Genomic DNA, 17,565 nt, shown 5'->3' on the forward strand with positions numbered 1-17,565 from the left:
CATGACCCGTGCCGGCCTGTGGATCGCGCTCGCAGCGGTGCTCGCGCTGGCGAACGCGGCCGTGTTCCTGTGGCGTGGTGGATCCGCGCATGATGTCGCGTCGCCCGTGGTCGCCGAGGCCGCGCCGTCGCCGGCGCCAGATCCGGGGCCGTCCGACAATGTGGCAGCACCCCCTGCGTCGGTGCCCGCCGCCCATGTCCCCGGCGCCGAGCCTCCGGCGGCACCCGATGCGACGCCTGCGCCGGACCCGCGCGTCGACGCGCATGCGTCGCCTCGGCTGCTGTTGCCGGTACAGGGCATCCCGTTCGCCGACGTGCGCGACACGTTCGACGATGCGCGTGGCAGCGAACGCCGGCACGAGGCGCTCGACATCATGGCCCCTGCCGGCACACCGGTGCTGGCGGCCGCGGACGGCACGATCGAAAAGCTGTTCACCAGCGATCGCGGTGGCCTGACGATCTACCAGTTCGAGCCTACCGGCACTTGGTCGTACTACTACGCGCACCTGCAGGCCTATGCGCCCGGCATCGCGGAGGGCACGCAGGTGCGGCGCGGCGATGTCATCGGCCGGGTCGGCAGCACCGGCAACGCCGATCCGGCTGCTCCGCATCTGCATTTCGCAGTGTTCCGGCTGACGCCCGAACGCCAGTGGTGGACCGGTGTGCCGGTCAACCCGTATCCGCTGCTCGAACGGCCCTGACTAAGGCGCGAGCAGCGGACGCAGGGCCGGCCAGACGTGATCGAGGATCTTCGTCTGCGCCTCGGCGGTGGGATGCAGGTTGTCGTCCTGGAAGTTGCCGCGGTCGTCGGCGACCGGCTCGAGCAGGAACGGCAGCAGTGCGACGTCGAACGTGTCGGCGAGCAACCGGTAGTTGGCCTCGAAGCCGCGCGTGTAGTCCGGGCCGAGATTCGGCGGCATGCGCATGCCCACCAGCAGCACGCGCGCGCCGACGTGCTGCGAGGCGCCGATCATCCGCGCCAGGTTGCGCCGGGCCTCGGCCAGCGGCAGCCCGCGTAGCCCGTCGTTGGCGCCCAGCGCGATGATGACCACCTGCGGGCGCTCGCGCACGACTGCCTGCACGATCCGAGACGCGCCGCCGGCGGTGGTCTCGCCCGAGATGCTCGCATTGACCACTCGCCAATCCGGCGCCTCGTGCTGCAGCCGTTGTGCGAGCAGGCCGACCCAGCCTTGCGCGGCGGACATGCCGTAGCCCGCCGACAGTGAATCACCCATGACCAGGAGCGTCTTGGCCTGCGGATCGGCGGCAGGGCGGGTCGTCGCGGCCTGGGCCTGTGCTAGAACGGGCAGGGCCAGCAGACACGCCAGCATCCAGCGCGCCACGCGCGCTTGCATCGGGCGGCGCATGGCCGCAATTCCCAGTGTCATCTCCCATGTCTCCGGTTGGTCGGCGATGCCGCATCGCGACGGTGCGCCGGACTGGCGCGAACAGCAAAGGATATCTATGCACGACGGTTCCCCCCTGCAAGATGAAGCCGTGCGCGCGGCAGGCCATGCGCTCGACGTCGACGGACTGGGCAAGCGGGTCGCGTTGCCGTCCGGGGAGCTGACGATCCTGCAGGACGTCGGCTTCCGTATCGGGCATGGCGACACGGTGGCGATCGTCGGGGCCTCGGGCTCGGGCAAGAGCACGCTGCTGTCGCTGCTGGCCGGGCTCGACACACCCAGCGCGGGTCGCGTGCTGCTCGACGGCGCGCCGATCTCCACGCTCGACGAGGACGGCCGGGCGCGCGTGCGCGGCGAGAAGGTCGGCTTCGTGTTCCAGAGTTTCCAGCTGCTGCCGTCGCTGACCGCGCTGGAGAACGTCATGCTGCCCCTGGAGCTGCGCGGCGACCGCGATGTCCAGGCGCCGGCGCGCGAGGTGCTGCAGCGTGTCGGTCTGGGCGAGCGCCTGGGCCATTATCCACGCCAGCTCTCGGGCGGCGAGCAGCAGCGCGTGGCGCTGGCGCGCGCGTTCGTGACCCGGCCCTCGCTGCTGTTCGCCGACGAGCCGACCGGCAACCTGGACACCGCCACCGGCCAGGCGATCGTCGACCTGCTGTTCGCGCTCAATGCCGATGCCGGCACCACGCTGGTGCTGGTCACCCACGACGATCGCCTGGCGGCGCGCTGTGCCCGGCGCCTGCGCATCGACAGCGGCCGGCTCGTCGCCGACGAGGCGCTGGCCGCATGAGGACCGCGGGCCTCGCCTGGCGGCAGCTGCGCCGCGACTTCAAGGCCGGCGACATCCGCATCCTGTTCGCGGCGCTGGTGCTCGCGGTCGTCGCGGTGACTGCGGTGGGCTTCGTCACCGATCGCGCCGAGCGCGCATTGGCGATCGAGGCCAACCGCCTGCTCGGCGGCGATGCGGTGGTGCGCGGCGATGCGCCGATCGACGGTGCGATCCGCGCCGCCGCCGATGCGCCTGGCCTGCGCGCGGTCGAGACTGTCGAGCTCGACAGCATGATCCGCGTCGGCGAGGGCGATGCGGCCAATCTGCGCCTGGGCGACGTGCGCGCGCTCGGTGACGGCTTTCCGCTGCGCGGCAGCTTCCGGATCGATCGCGGCGATGGCGTCGAACGCGATGCGCAGGCGGTGCCCGAACCCGGGACCGCCTGGATGAGCCGGGCCGGGGCGGACACGCTCGGCGCGGCGGTCGGCGACACCGTGCACTTGGGCGGACGCAGCTTCCGTCTCGCCGCGCTGGTGCTGCAGGAGCCCGATGCGTCGATCGACTATTTCAATGTCGCGCCGAAGGTGTTCCTGCACCTGTCCGATCTGGGGGGCACCGGGCTGATCCAACCGGGCAGCCGCATCGGCTATCGCCTCGTCGTCGCCGGCGACGCCAACGCGGTCGACGGCTTCACCCGCCTGGCACGTGCGCAGCTGGGCCGCGGCCAGCGCGTGGAGACGATCGGCGACGCGCGCCCCGAAGTGCGCTCCTCGCTCGATCGCGCCGGCCGCTTCTTGGGGCTGGCGGCACTCGTGTCGGTGATCCTGGCGGCGGTCGCGGTGGCAATGGCCGCGCGCCAGCATTCGGCCCGGCATCTGTCGTCGGTGGCGGTGATGCGCTGCATGGGCGCGCAGCAGCGCACGCTGGTCGGCATCCACGTCGGCGAACTGCTGCTGCTCGGGGTGGTCGCTTGCACCTTGGGCGTCGCGATCGCGTTCGGGCTGCAGTGGGCGGTCGGCCGCTGGCTTGCGTCGCTGCTGGGCTTGTCGATCCCGGCCGCCGGCGTGTTGCCCGCGCTGCAAGGCTACGGCGTCGGTCTGGTCGTGCTGCTGGCCTTCGGCGCGCCGCCGGTGCTGGCGCTGCGGCGGGTGCCGGCGCTGCGCGTGCTGCGTCGCGACCTCGGCGGCTTCGAGCCCAGCGCCTGGCTGGTCGGGCTGACCGGTTTCGTTGGGCTGGCCGCGCTGTTGTGGTGGAAGGCCGGGTCGGCGGCGCTTGGTGGGGCGATGCTGGCCGGTATCGCGGCCACGTTCGCGGTGCTGGCGCTGCTCGCGTGGGCGCTGATCGCGCTGGTGCGTGCACTGCGTTCGAAGCTGCGAGGCAGCCTGCGCTACGGCCTGGCCAACGTGAGCCGGCGCGCGGGCACCAGCGTCGCGCAGATCAGCGCACTCGGCCTGGGCCTGATGGCGTTGCTGCTGCTGACGTTCGTACGCACGGACCTGCTCGATCGCTGGCAGCTGGCGATCGGCCAGGACGCGCCCAACCGCTTCATCATCAACGTGCAGCCCGACCAGCTCGACCCCGTGCGCGGTTTCATCGCCGAACAGGCGGTCGAGCCGCCGGTGCTGTTCCCGATGGTGCGCGCGCGCCTGCTCGCGCGCAATGGCGAGGCGGTACGCGGCGAGGATTACCTGGGACGCAGCGGCGACGAGGCCCAGGACCGCCAGGCCCAGCGCCGGGCCGAGCGCGAGTTCAACCTGTCGATGCAGGGCGCGCTGCGCGATGACAACCAGATCACCGCCGGCAGGTACTGGGGCGATACGGTGCCCGCGTCGCCGGAATTGTCGGTCGAGGAGGGCTTTGCCAAGGACCTGGGCTGGCAGATCGGCGACCGCATCGCGTTCGACATTGCCGGCCAGCGGTTCGAGGCGCCGATCACCAGCCTGCGCAGTATCGAGTGGGAGAGCTTCCGGCCGAACTTCTTCGTCGTCGCCTCGCCCGGCGCACTCGACGGCTACCCGGCCAGCCACATCACCGCGGTGCGCGTGCCCCCCGAGCGGCCGCGCTTTACCGCCGATCTGGTGCAGCGCTTCCCGAACCTGTCGGTCGTCGACATCGACGCGGTGCTGACCCAGGTGCGCAGCACCGCCGACCAGGTCTCGACCGTGGTGCAGGTGGTGTTCTGGTTCTCGCTCGCCGCCGGCGTGCTGGTGTTGCTAGCGGCGGTCAGCGCCAGTCAGGACGAACGCCTGCTCGAAGGCGGCGTGATGCGCGTGCTCGGCGGCCGACGCGCACAGCTGCGGCTGGCGCAGGCCTCGGAGTTCGCGGCGATCGGCTTGCTGTCGGGCGTGGTCGCCGCGTTGGCCGCATCGGTGTTGGCCGGTGTCGTCGCGGTGCAGGTGTTCGACCTGCCGTGGCGGCCGAACTGGGCGCTGGCCGCGGCGGGCGGCGGCATCGGTGTCGGCGTGACGCTCGCGGCCGGCCTGTGGGCGACCCGCCGCGTGCTCGACGCACCGCCCTCGGTGACGCTGCGTGAGTTGCAGGAATGAGATGGCCGGGCGGCGCATGGACACTGCCCGGCCCGAGGCTCACTCGATCACATCCTCGGCCGCATCGAAGCGGCGGGCGTACTCGCGTTCCGTGCTGACCCGAAGCACTTCCTCGCCCGCCAGTTCGGGTGCGCCGTAGACGGCGTAGGCGACGCGGTCCTGCTTGCGACCGACCAGATGCAGGCGGTAACGCGACTGGCCGCTGCCGGTCTCGGGCGGGTAGTGCTTCGGCGGTTCCGTGCCGTCGAGGTCGAGTTCGTTGTTGTCGATGACGCCGCCGACGAACAGTGCACGGATGGGCATCGCGGTCTCCTGTGGGGGGGAAGGCCCGGCCATCGTGCCGACGCGGATGTTCGCGATGCATCAACGTGGCGTTGGGATCGCGATGACGCGGTGCCTTGGTGCGGCATGCGCATGGGGCCCTGCAGGCTGCTGGCGGCGTTCCGGTCGAGCGGTCCCGGTAGAATCGCCGGCTGTTTCCCAGGACCTCCCGCGATGGCCGACCCCGCACTCGATGCGCTGTTCCTCCCGTTCGAGCAGCGGCTGCTGTCGTGGCCGCCGGCCGGTGCGCTGTTCCTGCGCGCGCGTCCGGGTGTGGCGACGACCGGCGGGCGGTGGCCTGGCCTGCTGTGCGAGCAGACCCTGGCGCCCTTGCACACCGCGCTACAGCGCGCCGGCCTGGAGGCGCTGCCGCAGGACGATGGTGATGATCCGGCGCTGCCGGAACGACCGTTGGTATTGGCACTGCCGCCGCGCCAGCGTGACGAGGCGCGGGCGTTGCTGGCACGCGCGCTGGCGGCGGTCGCACCCGGCGGCTGGGTCGTGGCCAGCGTCGCCAACGACGAGGGCGCGAAGTCCGCGCAGGCCGACCTGGCCGCGCTCGCCGGCAACATTGGCGCGCTGTCCAAGCACAAGTGCCGGGTGTTCTGGGCGCAGCGCGATGCGCGCGGCGACGAGGCGTTGCGCGCGCGCTGGGCCGCACTGGACGCGCCGCGCCCGATCCTCGGTGGCCGGTTCGTCAGCCGGCCCGGCGTGTTCGCCTGGGATCGGATCGATCCGGCGTCGGCGCTGCTGGCCGCGCACTTGCCCACGACGCTGGCCGGGCATGGCGCCGATCTCGGCGCGGGCTACGGCTTTCTGGCGGCCGACGTGCTGCAGCGCTGCCCGGGCCTGCGCGCGCTCGACGTGATCGAGGCCGAGGGCCGCGCGCTGGCGCTGGCCCGTCGCAATCTGACCGGGCTACGCGACGATGTGGCGCTGGACTTCCAGTGGCGCGATGTCACTGCGGGCCTGCCGCGGCGTTACGACTTCATCGTCAGCAATCCGCCATTCCATGCCCACGGGCGCGAGGAGCGGCCCGAGCTGGGGCGTGCGTTCATCGCCGCGGCCGCCGACGCGCTGGCACCGGGCGGCAGCCTGTGGCTGGTCGCCAACCGGCATCTGCCCTACGAGGACGTGCTCGCCGCACGCTTTGGCCAGGTGCGCGAAGTCGCCGCGCAGGGTGGCTTCAAGATCGTGCACGCGGAGCAGGCGCGATGAAGCTGGTCAAGCTGCTCGCCAACCTCGGCTACGGCAGCCGCAAGCAGGTGGCGTGGATGTTCCGCGAGGGGCGCATCACCGATGCCGACGGCGAGGTGCTCTATGCCGACGACCGGGTGGCGCATGCGGCCATTCGCGTCGACGGCGAACCGCTCGATCCGCCGCAGGGCCTGACGCTGCTGCTGCACAAGCCGACCGGCTACACCTGCTCGACCAAGGACACCGGCCGGTTGGTCTACGACCTGTTGCCACCGCGCTTCCGGCTGCGCGCGCCGGCGCTGTCGACGGTCGGGCGCCTGGATCGCGAGACCAGCGGCCTGCTGCTGTTCACCGACGACGGCCAACTGCTGCATCGGATCATCTCGCCGAAGGCGGCGCTACCCAAGGTCTACGACGCGACCTTGGCGCAGCCGCTGCGCGGGGACGAGGCCGCGCTGTTCGCCAGCGGCACGCTGATGCTCGAGTCCGAGACCACGCCGCTGCTGCCCGCCGCGCTCGAGGTCGTCGACCCCACGCATGCGCGGCTGACCATCGTCGAAGGTCGCTACCACCAGGTCCGGCGCATGTTTGCGGCCGTCGGCAACCACGTCGTCGCCCTCCACCGCAGCCGCATCGGCGGCCTGTCGCTGGGCGACCTGCCAGAAGGGCAATGGCACCCCCTCGACGCCGCCGACCTGACCACGCTCTTCGGCTAACCCGAAACCGGGTCCGAAACCGGGGTCAGAGTCGAATTTCCCCCGAGAACCAGCAGGCGTGGGACATCCTGGTGGAAATTCGACTCTGACCCCGGTTTCGGTTTCGCTGACCCCGGTTTCGGGCCCTGGTTTTGTCAGGCGTCCCAGCGGCGCAGGGCGAGGCTGGCGTTGGTGCCGCCGAAGCCGAAGCTGTTCGACAGCACGGTGCGCAGCTGGGCGGGGCGGCTTTCGCGGACCAGTGGCAGGCCTTCGGCTTCGGGGTCGAGGGTGTCGACATTGATCGAGCCGGCGATGAAGCCGCGCTCGAGCATCAGCAGGCAGAAGATCGCTTCGTGCACGCTGGTCGCGCCGAGCGAGTGGCCGGTCAGCGACTTGGTCGACGAGAACGGCGGCATTGCATCGCCGAATACCGTGCGCATCGCACGCAATTCGCTGACGTCGCCGACCGGGGTCGAGGTGCCGTGGGTGTTGATGTAGTCGATGTCGCCGTCGAGGCTCTCGATCGCCATGCGCATGCAGGCGATCGCGCCGTCGCCGGAGGGGGCGACCATGTCGACGCCGTCGGAGCTGGCGCCGAAGCCGACCAGTTCGCCCAGGATCGTCGCGTCGCGGGCCTGCGCGTGCTCCAGGCTCTCGAGCACCAGCGCGCCGCCACCGCCGGCGATCACGAAGCCGTCGCGGTCGGCGTCGTACGGCCGAGAGGCGCGCGTCGGGGTGTCGTTGTAGCGGCTCGACAGCGCGCCCATGCCGTCGAACAGCATCGCCATGCCCCAGTGCGCTTCTTCGCCGCCGCCGGCGAACACCACGTCCTGCAGGCCGGCCTGGATCTGCTGTGCGGCCACGCCGATGCAGTGCGCCGACGTCGCGCAGGCCGAGGAAATCGAGTAGTTGAGCCCCTTGATGCCGAAGGCGGTGGCCAGGCACGCCGAGACCGTCGAGTTCATCGTGCGCGTGACCTGGTACGGGCCGATCCGGCGCACGCCCTTGTCGCGCAGCACGTCGGCCGAGCCGATCAGGTTCTCCGGCGAGCCGCCGCCCGATCCCATGATCAGGCCGGTCCGCGGGCCGGAGATCATGGCGTCGGTCAAACCGGCGTGCGCAATCGCATCGCGCAGCGCCAGGTAAGCGTAGCCCGCGGCATCGCCCATGAAGCGGCGCAGCTTGCGGTCGATCAGCGCATCGAGGTCGACATCGGGCATGCCCGAGATCTGGCTGCGCAGGCCCTTGTCGGCATGGCCGGCGTCGAAGGCGATGCCCGAGCGGCCCTCGCGCAGCGACGCGGCGACGGTGTCGAGATCGTTGCCGATGCACGACACGATGCCCGCGCCGGTGATCACGACGCGGCGTGCGGTCGGATTCAGGCTCATGCGGCCTCGTCGCGCATGAACAGTCCCACGCGCAAGTCGCTGGCGGTGTAGATCTCGCGTCCGTCGACGAGCATGCGCGCATCGCCGATGCCCAGGATCAGGCGCCGCTTGATCACGCGCTTGATGTCGATCTCGTAGCGCACGAGCTTTGCGTCGGGGCCGACCTCGCCAGTGAACTTGACCTCGCCTACACCGAGCGCGCGACCGCGACCGGGCAGTTGCTGCCACGTCAGGTAGAAGCCGACCAACTGCCACATCGCATCCAGGCCCAGGCAGCCCGGCATCACCGGGTCGCCCTGGAAGTGGCATTGGAAGAACCACAGGTCCGGGCGCACGTCGAGCTCGGCGTGGATCTGGCCCAGCCCATGCGCACCCCCGTCGTCGTCGATGTGGGTGATGCGGTCGAACATCAGCATCGGCGGCAGCGGCAGGCGGCCGCTGCCCGGCGCGAACAGCCGGCCCTCGCCCGAGGCGATCAGTTGTTCGTAGCTGAAAGAATCCTTCATCGACGCATGGACCGGGGAAGTGAGGCGGACGGCGATTATTGCGGAATGCGTGCGGCATTGCCCGTACGCACGGGTACGCTGAATGGGCCTTCGGGGCGATGCGGGGTAGAATCGATCGCGTGTCCACGCCCTCGATGTCCGCCGCCGTTCCGCCGTCTCCGCAGGGGCTCGCCCTGTCGTCGCTGCCTGCCGGGGTGGTGTTCGACATGGACGGCCTGATGCTCGAAAGCGAGCGCGAAATCCTCGATTGCATGCGTCTGGCGGCCGCCGAGCAGGCGCAGGACATCGAGCCGGCGTACTGGCGCGCGATGGTCGGCCACAGCGACCGCATCTGCCGCGAACGCCTGGTCGAGCGCATCGGCGAGCCCGCCGCCGATGCGCTGTTTGGTCGCAGTCAGGCGTTGTATCTGGCGCGTGCCGAAGCCGGCATCGCGCACCGTCCGGGCATCGTCGCGTTGCTGGACCTGCTGGCCGAATGCGGCATCCCGCGCGCGGTCGCGACCTCCACGCGGGCGCCGCTGGCGCAGCGCAAGCTTGCCGCCGCCGGTCTTCTGCGGCATTTCGACGCGGTGTGCACCAGCAGCGATGTCGCCCATCCCAAGCCGGCGCCGGATGTCTACCTGCTTGCGGCCGAGCGGCTGGGCGTGCCGGCGGCGCGGTGCCTGGCGCTGGAAGACTCGCCGACCGGCGTGCGCGCCGCGCTCGCGGCCGGCATGACCACGATCCAGGTGCCCGACCTGCTGCTGCCCGATGATGCGGTGCGTGCGCTCGGTCACCGGATCGTCGATTCGCTCGACGATGTCCGGCAGCTGATCCAGACCGTACGCGCCCAGGGCTGAGTCCGCCCGAGCATCCGCCTCGGGCAATCGCATGGCGCCGACGCTGCGCGCATGGGGCGCCCGAGCAGGCCATGTCCGTGCGCGTTCCCCCGCTAGCGTTGCGGTGCCTCGTCGTCCGGTTCGTCGGCGTGGGCGAGCATGTCGACCAGCATGTCGCGCACGTGCGCATCGGCGGTCGCGTAGAACACCTGGCGCTGGCGCCGTTCGCCGCGCACCAGCCGCGCGCCGCGCAGCAGGCGCAAGTGATGGCTGACCAACGGCTGCGAGGCGCCGGTGCGGCGCGCGATCTCGCCGACCGGCACCGGCCCATCCAGGCAGGTCAGCAGCACCCGCAAGCGGGTCGGGTCGCCGAGCAGGCGGAAGGTGCCGGCAAGGATCTCGACCTGCTCAGGATCGGGGACGGTCTCGACGTCAGGCGCAGATGCGCTCAATTGGGACCTCCTGGCTTCGCCGCGCCCGGCACGCGATCGGCGGCATCCGCGTGGTCGTGTTCGTGCGGATGCCTGTGCGCGTGCTCATGGCGATGCGACGCGCGACTGCCGTGCTCCAGCGCGCAGGCATCATGCGGTGCATGCACGACCTCGACCGTCGTGTGGCCGATCGAGAACCGGTCGGCGAGTGCGCGTTTGACCGCCGGCACCACACGCCAGGCCGGTGCGTCCTCGTCGAGCGTGAGTTCGAGCGTCGCCAGCACCCGGCCCGAGGTGATCGACCACACATGCACGTGGTCGACGCCCGCCACGCCCGGAACCTGCTCGCGCAGGTGCGTGCGCAGGGCCTCGATGTCGATGTCCGGCGGCGTGGCCTCCATCAGGATGTCGAAGGCGCCGCGCAGCAGCGCCCAGGCACTGCGTAGGATCAGCAGGCACACCAGCACCGAAAGGATCGGGTCGATCGGCATCCAGCCGGTGAAGTGGATCACCAGCGCGGCCACGATCGCGGCGACCGAACCGAGCAGATCGCCGAGCACGTGTAGCGTCGCGCCCTTGATGTTGACGTGCGATTGGTCGCCGCGATGCAGGATCCAGAACACCAGGCAGTTGACCAGCAGGCCGACGACCGCGACCGCCAGCATCGGTCCGGCGAGCACCTCGCCCGGATGCCGCAGGCGCTGCACCGCCTCCCAGGCGATCCACAGCACCAGCGCGAACAGCGTGATCGCATTGATCAGCCCGGCCAGCACCTCGATGCGCATGTAGCCGAATGTGCGCCTGGCGTCCGAGGCCCGGCGGCCGATGCGGAAGCCCAGCCAGGCGAGCAGCAGCGCCGCGGCATCGGTGAGCATGTGTCCGGCGTCGGCAATCAGCGCCAGCGAGCCGGACAGGACCCCGCCGACCATCTCCACGACCATGAAGCTGGCGGTCAGCGTGAAGCCGATCAGGACGGCGCGTTCGTTCGCGGCCGAGACCGACGGGGCATGCGCGTGATCGTGGTCGTGCGCTTTGTGCGCGGGGTGATCGTGGGGGTGCGGCATCGGAGGAAGAGGGCAGCGTCTAAAAGTGTCGACATATAAGCATGTATTTATTTCAATTGGAAGTGCGGGCGCGCATTCGCCGCCGAGCAGCGAGAATGGCCGGATGACAGATGCCCACGCCCCTCGCGACACGCCGCTACCCGAATCACCGGTCGTGGGCATCGTCGGCAGCGCCGGCGCCTACGGCCGCTGGCTGCGCGGGTTCTTCGCTTCGCGCATGGGCCTGCGGGTGCTCGGCCACGACCCGGCGGACCCGGCCAGCGATGCGCCTGAGGCGTTGCTCGCGGCGGCGGACGTGCTGTTGTTCGCCGCGCCGATCCGCGCGACCGCGGCCGTCGTCGCCGACTGGACCGCGCGCTCGGCCGGGCGCGAGCGCGGGCGGTTGTGGCTCGACGTGACCTCGCTCAAGCAGGTGCCGGTCGCGGCGATGCTGCGGTCGCAGGCCGAGGTCGTCGGCCTGCACCCGATGACCGCACCGCCCAAGTCGCCCACGCTGCGGGGCCGCGTGCTCGTGGTCTGCGAAGCGCGCCTGGCGCGCTGGCGGCCATGGGTGGCGCGGCTGTTGGCGGCGCTTGAGGGCCAGGTGGTGCAGGCCGATGCGGAGCGCCACGACCGGATCATGGCGCTGGTACAGGCGCTGGTGCATGCGGGCCATCTCGCCCAGGCCGGCGTGCTGCTCGACCAGGCGCCCGAAGGCGGCGGGTTGGTGGACCTGCTGCCGTTCCGCTCGGCCTCGTTCGAGCTCGATGCCGCGATGATCGCGCGGATCCTGTCGATGAACCCGGCGATCTACGAGGACATCCAGTTCGACAATCCCCACGTGGTCGGTGTGCTCGCCGACCTGGCGGCACGCACGGCGCACCTGCACGCCCTGGTGGCGCGCGGCGACGATGCCGCACGCGCGCAGTTCCGCGCGCTGCTCGATGCGCAGCGCCAGGCGCTGGGCGCAGCAGCGCTCGAGCAGGGCAACTACGCCTTCGAACGCGTCGGTTACCTGCTGGCCGATCTTGCCGGCGACCGCTGCGTCAGCGTGCACCTGCCGCTGGACCGGCCCGGTTCGTTGCGCGCGCTGTTGCACGTGTTCGAGCGCCACGGGGTGAACCTGGGGTCGATCCATTCCTCGCGCACGCCCGGCGGTGAACTGCATTTCCGCATCGGGTTGATGGCCGGTTGCGATGGCGATGCGCTCGCAGCCGCGACCCGGGAGATCGACGCCAGCGGGATCGGCCGGGTGATCGAGCGCGACTAGGTCGACACGGCTAGTGGCGAGCGCGCAGCAGCGCGTCCCAGCCCGCGTGGCCCAGTCGTTGGAGCGTGTCGATGTTGCGTTCGACGATCGCGTCGGGGTCGGGGTAGATCGCCACCGCGCGCTCGACGCTGTCCTCGCGCAGCAGATGCAGGGTGGGATAGGGCGAGCGGTTGGTGCAGTTGCCGATGTCGTCGTCGGGCACGCCGGCGAAGCGGTAGTCGGGGTGGAAGCTGGCGACCTGCAGCACGCCGTCGAGGTCGAGCGACTCGACCAGGGCATCGGCCGCGTCCAGGAAGTCGTTGTAATCGAGGAAGTCCTGCAACACGTGCGGGTGCACCAGCAGCGTGGTGTCGGTGGTCTGCACCGAGGTGTCGCGCAGGTGGCGCAGTTCCTCGCCCAAGCGTTCGAGCAGGGCTTGGGGCGTGGTCGCCTCGCACAGTACAAACCGCACCTGATCCTTGACGTACACCGCCTTGGCGAACGGGCACAGGTTCAGCCCGATCACGGCGCGCTCGACCCAGTGCCGGGTGGCGGTCAGCGGATCGTCGGGGGCGGGCGCGTCAGGGAGCTGTGCGGTCACGGGAACGGCGCTGCGGACGGTGGCGCAGTCTAGACCAGCCGACGGGCGTTGATCGATATGTTATAAAATAACTGTTTCAGCTGTTGCGATTCGCCATGCCTCTTGCCGCCCCATCGCCTCGCCCGCGTCTGGTCCAGATCGATCTGCTGCGCGGTCTGGTCATGCTGTTGATGCTGCTCGACCACGTGCGCGAGACGTTCTTCCTGCACATGCAGTTGTCCGATCCGGTCGACGTCGACGACGTGTCGCCGCTGTTGTTCGGCTTCCGTCTGCTCGCGCATCTGTGCGCCCCGGTGTTCGTGTTCCTGACCGGGCTGTCGGCCTGGCTGTACGGTCAGCGCCAGCCGGACCCGCGCGCGGCGACTGCGGCCTTCCTGTTCAAGCGCGGGCTGTTTCTGGTGGTGCTGGAGGTGACCCTGGTCAACTTCGCCTGGACGCTGCAGTTTCCGCCGCAGACGCTGTACCTGCAGGTGATCTGGGCGATCGGCCTGTCGATGCTGGTGCTCTCTGCGCTGCTGTGGCTGCCGCGTCCGGCGCTGGTCGCGCTCGGTCTGGCGCTGGTGGCCGGCCACAACCTGCTCGATGGGGTGCGCGTGGAGGGGGGCTGGTCCGGGGTGTGGGCGGTCCTGCACCAGCGCGCCTGGTTCGAGCCGATCGACGGCATGCGAGTGCGCACCTCGTATCCGGTGTTGCCGTGGATCGGCGTGATCGCACTTGGACATGCGGCCGGTCCCTGGTTCGCGGCCGGCTTCGACCCCGCGCGTCGCCGTCAGCGATTGCTGACTTGGGGATTGGGTGCGCTGGCGGCGTTTGCCGGACTGCGGTTGGTCAACGGTTACGGCGAAGCGCCCTGGCACGTCGGCGAGGATGCGCTGCGCACCGCGATGGCATTGTTCAACGTCACCAAGTATCCCCCGTCGCTGCTGTTCCTGTGCCTGACCCTGGGCACGGGACTGTTGTTGCTGCGCCTGTTCGAGCGCCCCTCGCTGGCGCGGAGGCTCGAACCGGTCGCCGTCTACGGATCGGCGCCGATGTTCTTCTATCTGCTGCACCTGTGCGCGCTGAGACTGCTGTACCTGGCTGCGGTGGCCGTGTGGGGCCACACTCAGGGCACGCTCTTCGGCTTCGACGACCCGGCCTGGCTGCTGCCGGTCGCCGTGGCGCTGGCGGTGGCGCTGTATCCGGCCGTGCGCTGGTTCGCCGCGCTCAAGGCGCGGCGTCGGGACTTGCGCTGGTTGCGTTACTTCTAGCGCGGGCGAAGGCAGCGCTCAGTCGCGGAAGTTGTCGAACTGCAACGGCAGTTCGAACTCGGTGCCGCGTAGCAGCGCGATCGCCGCCTGCAGGTCGTCGCGCTTCTTGCCGGTCACGCGCAGCTTGTCGCCGTTGATCTGGCTGTCGACCTTGAGCTTGGCGGTCTTGAGTGTGGTCTGGATCTTCTTGGCCAGGTCGCGTTCGATGCCCTGCTTGACGGTGACCTTCTGCCGGGCGCCGGCGAGGTTGGTGTCGATGTCGCCGAACTCCAGGCAGCGCACGTCGATCTTCCGCGCCGCCAGGCGCTGACGCAGGATCTCGGTCATCTGCTGGAGCTGGAACTCGCTCGGGGCCGACTGGGTGATCACCGCGTCCTCGCGCTCGAACGCGGCCTCCACACCCTTGAAGTCGAAGCGGGTGGTCAGTTCGCGGTTGGCCTGGTCGACCGCGTTGGTCAGTTCGTGGGTGTCGACTTCGGAGACGACGTCGAAAGACGGCATGGGGCACCTGGCAGTGGGGAAACGGCCCGCAGGGTAACGCAGGCGGCGTGGAACGTTGCATCGTGCGTTCGCCACATCCCGTGCGCGGCCGACGCACCACAATGGCGTCTCCCCCGCTGTCGCAGATCGCCGTCATGTTCGAGACCCCTGCCTACGCCGCCGCGGACGCCACCGCGCCGCTCGCGCCCACCACGATCCAGCGCCGCCCGCCCGGCCCGTCCGAGGTGCTGATCGACATCCTCTATTGCGGCGTCTGCCACTCCGACCTGCACCAAGTGCGTGACGAGTGGGGCGGGTCGATCTTTCCGATGGTGCCCGGCCACGAGATCGTCGGCCGCATCGCCCAGGTCGGCAGCGCGGTGACCGCGTTCGCGGTCGGCGATGCCGTGGGTGTCGGCTGCTTCGTCGACTCGTGCCGGACCTGCCCGCAATGCCGCGCCGGCGAGGAGCAGTTCTGCGAGGACGGCATGACTGCCACCTACAACGCGATGGCGCGCGACGGCAGTGGGCCGACCTATGGCGGCTACTCGACCCGGATCACGGTCGATGCGGCCTATGTGCTGCGGATCCCCGATGCGCTGCCGCTCGATGCCGCCGCACCGCTGCTGTGCGCGGGCATCACCACGTATTCGCCGCTGCGCCATTTCGTTGTCGCGCCCGGCGATGAGGTCGCGGTCGTCGGCCTGGGCGGGCTCGGGCACATGGCGGTCAAGTTCGCGGTCGCGATGGGCGCGCGGGTGACGGTACTGAGCAGTTCGGAATCCAAGCGTGCCGACGCACTGGCGCTCGGTGCGCACGCGTTCGCGGCCACGCGCGACCGGGCCACGTTCAAAGCGCTGGCCAAGTCCTTCGATTTCATCGTCGACAGCGTGTCGGCCGAACACGACTACAACGCGTATCTGTCGCTGCTGCGTGTCGACGGCACCATGATCCTGCTCGGCATTCCCGAGGCGCCGGCGCCGGTCGCGGCCGGCGCGCTGATCATGCAGCGCCGGCGGCTGGCCGGTTCGCTGATCGGCGGCATCGCCGAGACCCAGGAGATGCTCGACTTCTGCGCCGAACACGGCATCGTGTCCGACATCGAGCGCATCGGCATCGCCGACATCGAGACCGCCTACGCGCGCATGCGCAAGGGCGACGTGCGCTACCGCTTCGTCATCGACATCGAGACGCTGCGGCGCTGAGGGCCGGTGCGCGCCGGATGCCCGGCGCGCGCTTCCGTGCGAGGATGGACGCCCCCTGTTCATCCTTCGCGATCATGTCCAGTGCCGCCCTGCCGACCGATGCCCGCGCCGCTGTGTGGTGGATGCTGTTGGCGGTGCTCGCGTTCGCCGGCATGGACGCGGGCATGAAGTGGATCGCCGAGGACTATTCGGCGTTCCAGGTCGCGACGTTCCGCAGCCTGACCACGCTGCCGCTGATCGCGGCGTGGATCTTGGTGCGCGGTCGCGGCGGTACGTTGTGGCGGATCCATTGGCCGTTGCACCTGCTGCGCGGCGTGCTCGGCGTGGGCATGATTGCCGGCTTCGTGTACGGGCTGGCGCGCATGCCGCTGTCGACTGCGTACGCGATCGTATTCGTCTCGCCGCTGCTGGTCACCGCACTGGCGGTGCCGCTGCTGGGCGAGCGGGTGGGCCCGCGCCGCTGGACGGCGATCGCGGTGGGCATCGTCGGCGTGCTGGTGGTGCTGCGCCCGACCGGCGAGGGCGTCGCCACGCTGGCCGGCCTAGCGGTGGTGCTCGGTGCGCTGTGCTACGCGGTCGCCTCGATCACCGTGCGGATCCTGGCGCAGCGCGACAGTCCCGAATCGCTGGTGTTCTGGTTCCTGGTGCTGATGGCGGTGTTCGCCGGCCTGCTGGCCTGGCGCGATTGGCGGCCGCTCCAGACCGAGCACCTGGGCGTGCTGGCGCTGATCGGCAGCGCGGGCGCGCTGGGGCAGGTGGCGATGACGCATGCTTTCCGCCTCGGCGAGGCCAGCCAGGTCGCGCCGCTGGAGTACACCGCGCTGCTATGGGTGATCGTGCTCGATCTCACGCTCTGGGGCGTGCTGCCCGATGCGCCGACCTGGCTGGGCGCGGCGATCATCGTCGCCAGCGGCCTGTACATGTTCCGCCGCGAGCGGGTGGTCGCCGACCCGCCGGTGCGCCATCCGGATGCGACGCCGCCGCCCTAGGGGGACGACCGGCGCCGCCGACGTCGCAGCCACGCTGCGTGCCGCACACTGCCGCCATGCCTATCGTCCTGTTGCTCGTCTTCGTCCTGGCGCTGTGCGCGGCGATGCTGCTGTTGTGGCCGCTGGCGCTGTGGAACCGCTATCGCGTCGGGACCTCGCGCCGGCGCCCGCCGCGCTGGCTGACCCGGCTCAATGCGTGGCTGCTGCCGGGCTCGGCGTTGCTGTTTCTCGGCGCAATGGGCGTGACCAACCTGTTCGTTGCGCATGCGTTCGTCTATGCCGGATTGGGGCTGCTCGCCGGCCTGGCGACGGGCGGGGTGGGCTGGGCGTTGACGCGGGTCGAGCATCGGCCCGGCGCGGTCTGGTACACGCCCAACCGCTGGCTGGTGCTGGCGTTGACCCTGGTCGTGGTCGCGCGGGTGATCGCGGGTATCTGGCAGGCCTGGGAGCGCTGGCGCGGCAACGTCGAGCTTCTGGCGGCCTGGGGCCCGCTCGGCGAGCCGGCCGGGTTGTTCGCGGTCGCCGGGCTGGTGCTCGGCTACCACGCCGCCTACGCGGTGCTGCTGCAATGGCGTCTGGGGCGCTGGCTCTGAGGCCTGTGGCGTTCGATCGGCTCACCGCCCGGGGGTTGCGTAGAGCCGGCGCCGGGGGAAAGGGGGGGGGGGGGGTGTAAAG

The 17,565-nt window shown here is 70.5% G+C and carries 19 protein-coding genes; 11 read left to right on the forward strand and 8 right to left on the reverse strand.

What is annotated here, in order from left to right; genetic code table 11:
• Nucleotide 1: 1 nt before the first annotated feature.
• Nucleotides 2–700, forward strand: coding sequence for a M23 family metallopeptidase (locus ABE505_RS13715; RefSeq protein WP_346445153.1), 699 nt, complete (start codon nucleotides 2–4; stop codon nucleotides 698–700).
• Here the strand turns inward: ABE505_RS13715 and ABE505_RS13720 are convergent, their stop codons facing one another.
• Complete coding sequence (locus ABE505_RS13720) at nucleotides 701–1,366, reverse strand: arylesterase (RefSeq protein ID WP_346458241.1); 666 nt, start codon at nucleotides 1,364–1,366, stop codon at nucleotides 701–703.
• Nucleotides 1,367–1,463: 97 nt separating this feature from the next.
• Between ABE505_RS13720 and ABE505_RS13725 the strand changes: the two genes are divergently transcribed.
• The gene (locus ABE505_RS13725) at nucleotides 1,464–2,192 is read left to right on the forward strand and encodes an ABC transporter ATP-binding protein (protein WP_346445155.1); all 729 of its coding nucleotides are present in this window, start codon (nucleotides 1,464–1,466) and stop codon (nucleotides 2,190–2,192) included.
• Nucleotides 2,189–4,717 (forward strand): FtsX-like permease family protein, encoded by a 2,529-nt coding sequence (locus ABE505_RS13730; protein ID WP_346445156.1) that lies wholly within the window; start codon nucleotides 2,189–2,191, stop codon nucleotides 4,715–4,717. The genes ABE505_RS13725 and ABE505_RS13730 overlap by 4 nt, the downstream gene beginning before the upstream one ends.
• Before the next feature lie 39 nt (nucleotides 4,718–4,756).
• Here the strand turns inward: ABE505_RS13730 and ABE505_RS13735 are convergent, their stop codons facing one another.
• Entirely contained in the window at nucleotides 4,757–5,014 is a 258-nt protein-coding gene (locus tag ABE505_RS13735; RefSeq protein ID WP_346445169.1) for a hypothetical protein, read from the reverse strand.
• A 198-nt stretch (nucleotides 5,015–5,212) separates the two neighbouring features.
• On the opposite strand from ABE505_RS13735, the gene ABE505_RS13740 reads away from it, so the two are divergent.
• A complete protein-coding gene (locus ABE505_RS13740; protein ID WP_346445157.1) occupies nucleotides 5,213–6,256 on the forward strand; it encodes a methyltransferase in 1,044 nt (347 codons plus the stop codon).
• On the forward strand, nucleotides 6,253–6,951 hold the full coding sequence (locus tag ABE505_RS13745; RefSeq protein ID WP_346445158.1) for a pseudouridine synthase: 699 nt from the start codon (nucleotides 6,253–6,255) through the stop codon (nucleotides 6,949–6,951). The genes ABE505_RS13740 and ABE505_RS13745 overlap by 4 nt, the downstream gene beginning before the upstream one ends.
• 134 nt (nucleotides 6,952–7,085) lie before the next feature.
• Here the strand turns inward: ABE505_RS13745 and fabB are convergent, their stop codons facing one another.
• Both fabB and fabA read right to left on the reverse strand, forming a co-directional pair.
• Nucleotides 7,086–8,318, reverse strand: a complete 1,233-nt coding sequence (gene fabB / locus ABE505_RS13750) for a beta-ketoacyl-ACP synthase I (RefSeq protein ID WP_346445159.1) — start codon at nucleotides 8,316–8,318, stop codon at nucleotides 7,086–7,088.
• On the reverse strand, nucleotides 8,315–8,824 hold the full coding sequence (gene fabA / locus ABE505_RS13755; protein WP_183427137.1) for a 3-hydroxyacyl-[acyl-carrier-protein] dehydratase FabA: 510 nt from the start codon (nucleotides 8,822–8,824) through the stop codon (nucleotides 8,315–8,317). Before fabA ends, fabB begins: the two co-directional genes overlap by 4 nt.
• 134 nt (nucleotides 8,825–8,958) lie before the next feature.
• On the opposite strand from fabA, the gene ABE505_RS13760 reads away from it, so the two are divergent.
• Entirely contained in the window at nucleotides 8,959–9,663 is a 705-nt protein-coding gene (locus tag ABE505_RS13760; RefSeq protein WP_346445170.1) for an HAD family phosphatase, read from the forward strand.
• Nucleotides 9,664–9,755: 92 nt separating this feature from the next.
• Here the strand turns inward: ABE505_RS13760 and ABE505_RS13765 are convergent, their stop codons facing one another.
• On the reverse strand, nucleotides 9,756–10,094 hold the full coding sequence (locus ABE505_RS13765) for a metalloregulator ArsR/SmtB family transcription factor (protein WP_346445160.1): 339 nt from the start codon (nucleotides 10,092–10,094) through the stop codon (nucleotides 9,756–9,758).
• Entirely contained in the window at nucleotides 10,091–11,137 is a 1,047-nt protein-coding gene (locus ABE505_RS13770; protein WP_346445161.1) for a cation diffusion facilitator family transporter, read from the reverse strand. The genes ABE505_RS13765 and ABE505_RS13770 overlap by 4 nt, the downstream gene beginning before the upstream one ends.
• A gap of 103 nt (nucleotides 11,138–11,240) precedes the next feature.
• On the opposite strand from ABE505_RS13770, the gene ABE505_RS13775 reads away from it, so the two are divergent.
• Nucleotides 11,241–12,386: a prephenate dehydrogenase gene (locus ABE505_RS13775; RefSeq protein WP_346445162.1), complete on the forward strand. Its 1,146-nt coding sequence runs from the start codon at nucleotides 11,241–11,243 to the stop codon at nucleotides 12,384–12,386.
• Between the two features lie 10 nt (nucleotides 12,387–12,396).
• Here the strand turns inward: ABE505_RS13775 and ABE505_RS13780 are convergent, their stop codons facing one another.
• On the reverse strand, nucleotides 12,397–12,966 hold the full coding sequence (locus ABE505_RS13780; protein ID WP_346445163.1) for a DUF1415 domain-containing protein: 570 nt from the start codon (nucleotides 12,964–12,966) through the stop codon (nucleotides 12,397–12,399).
• 95 nt (nucleotides 12,967–13,061) lie between these two features.
• Between ABE505_RS13780 and ABE505_RS13785 the strand changes: the two genes are divergently transcribed.
• Nucleotides 13,062–14,216: a heparan-alpha-glucosaminide N-acetyltransferase domain-containing protein gene (locus ABE505_RS13785; RefSeq protein ID WP_346445164.1), complete on the forward strand. Its 1,155-nt coding sequence runs from the start codon at nucleotides 13,062–13,064 to the stop codon at nucleotides 14,214–14,216.
• An 18-nt stretch (nucleotides 14,217–14,234) separates the two neighbouring features.
• Here the strand turns inward: ABE505_RS13785 and ABE505_RS13790 are convergent, their stop codons facing one another.
• Entirely contained in the window at nucleotides 14,235–14,717 is a 483-nt protein-coding gene (locus ABE505_RS13790) for a YajQ family cyclic di-GMP-binding protein (RefSeq protein WP_346445165.1), read from the reverse strand.
• Nucleotides 14,718–14,851: 134 nt separating this feature from the next.
• On the opposite strand from ABE505_RS13790, the gene ABE505_RS13795 reads away from it, so the two are divergent.
• The 3 genes from ABE505_RS13795 (at nucleotide 14,852) to ABE505_RS13805 (ending at nucleotide 17,483) form a co-directional block, all read left to right on the forward strand.
• Nucleotides 14,852–15,901, forward strand: a complete 1,050-nt coding sequence (locus ABE505_RS13795) for an NAD(P)-dependent alcohol dehydrogenase (protein ID WP_346445171.1) — start codon at nucleotides 14,852–14,854, stop codon at nucleotides 15,899–15,901.
• Nucleotides 15,902–15,975: 74 nt separating this feature from the next.
• On the forward strand, nucleotides 15,976–16,890 hold the full coding sequence (locus ABE505_RS13800) for a DMT family transporter (RefSeq protein WP_346445166.1): 915 nt from the start codon (nucleotides 15,976–15,978) through the stop codon (nucleotides 16,888–16,890).
• Between the two features lie 56 nt (nucleotides 16,891–16,946).
• Entirely contained in the window at nucleotides 16,947–17,483 is a 537-nt protein-coding gene (locus ABE505_RS13805; RefSeq protein ID WP_346445167.1) for a DUF1453 domain-containing protein, read from the forward strand.
• Nucleotides 17,484–17,565 lie beyond the last annotated feature (82 nt).

Source organism: Luteimonas sp. TWI382 (genome assembly GCF_039674545.1).
Taxonomy (GTDB): Bacteria; Pseudomonadota; Gammaproteobacteria; order Xanthomonadales; family Xanthomonadaceae; genus Luteimonas.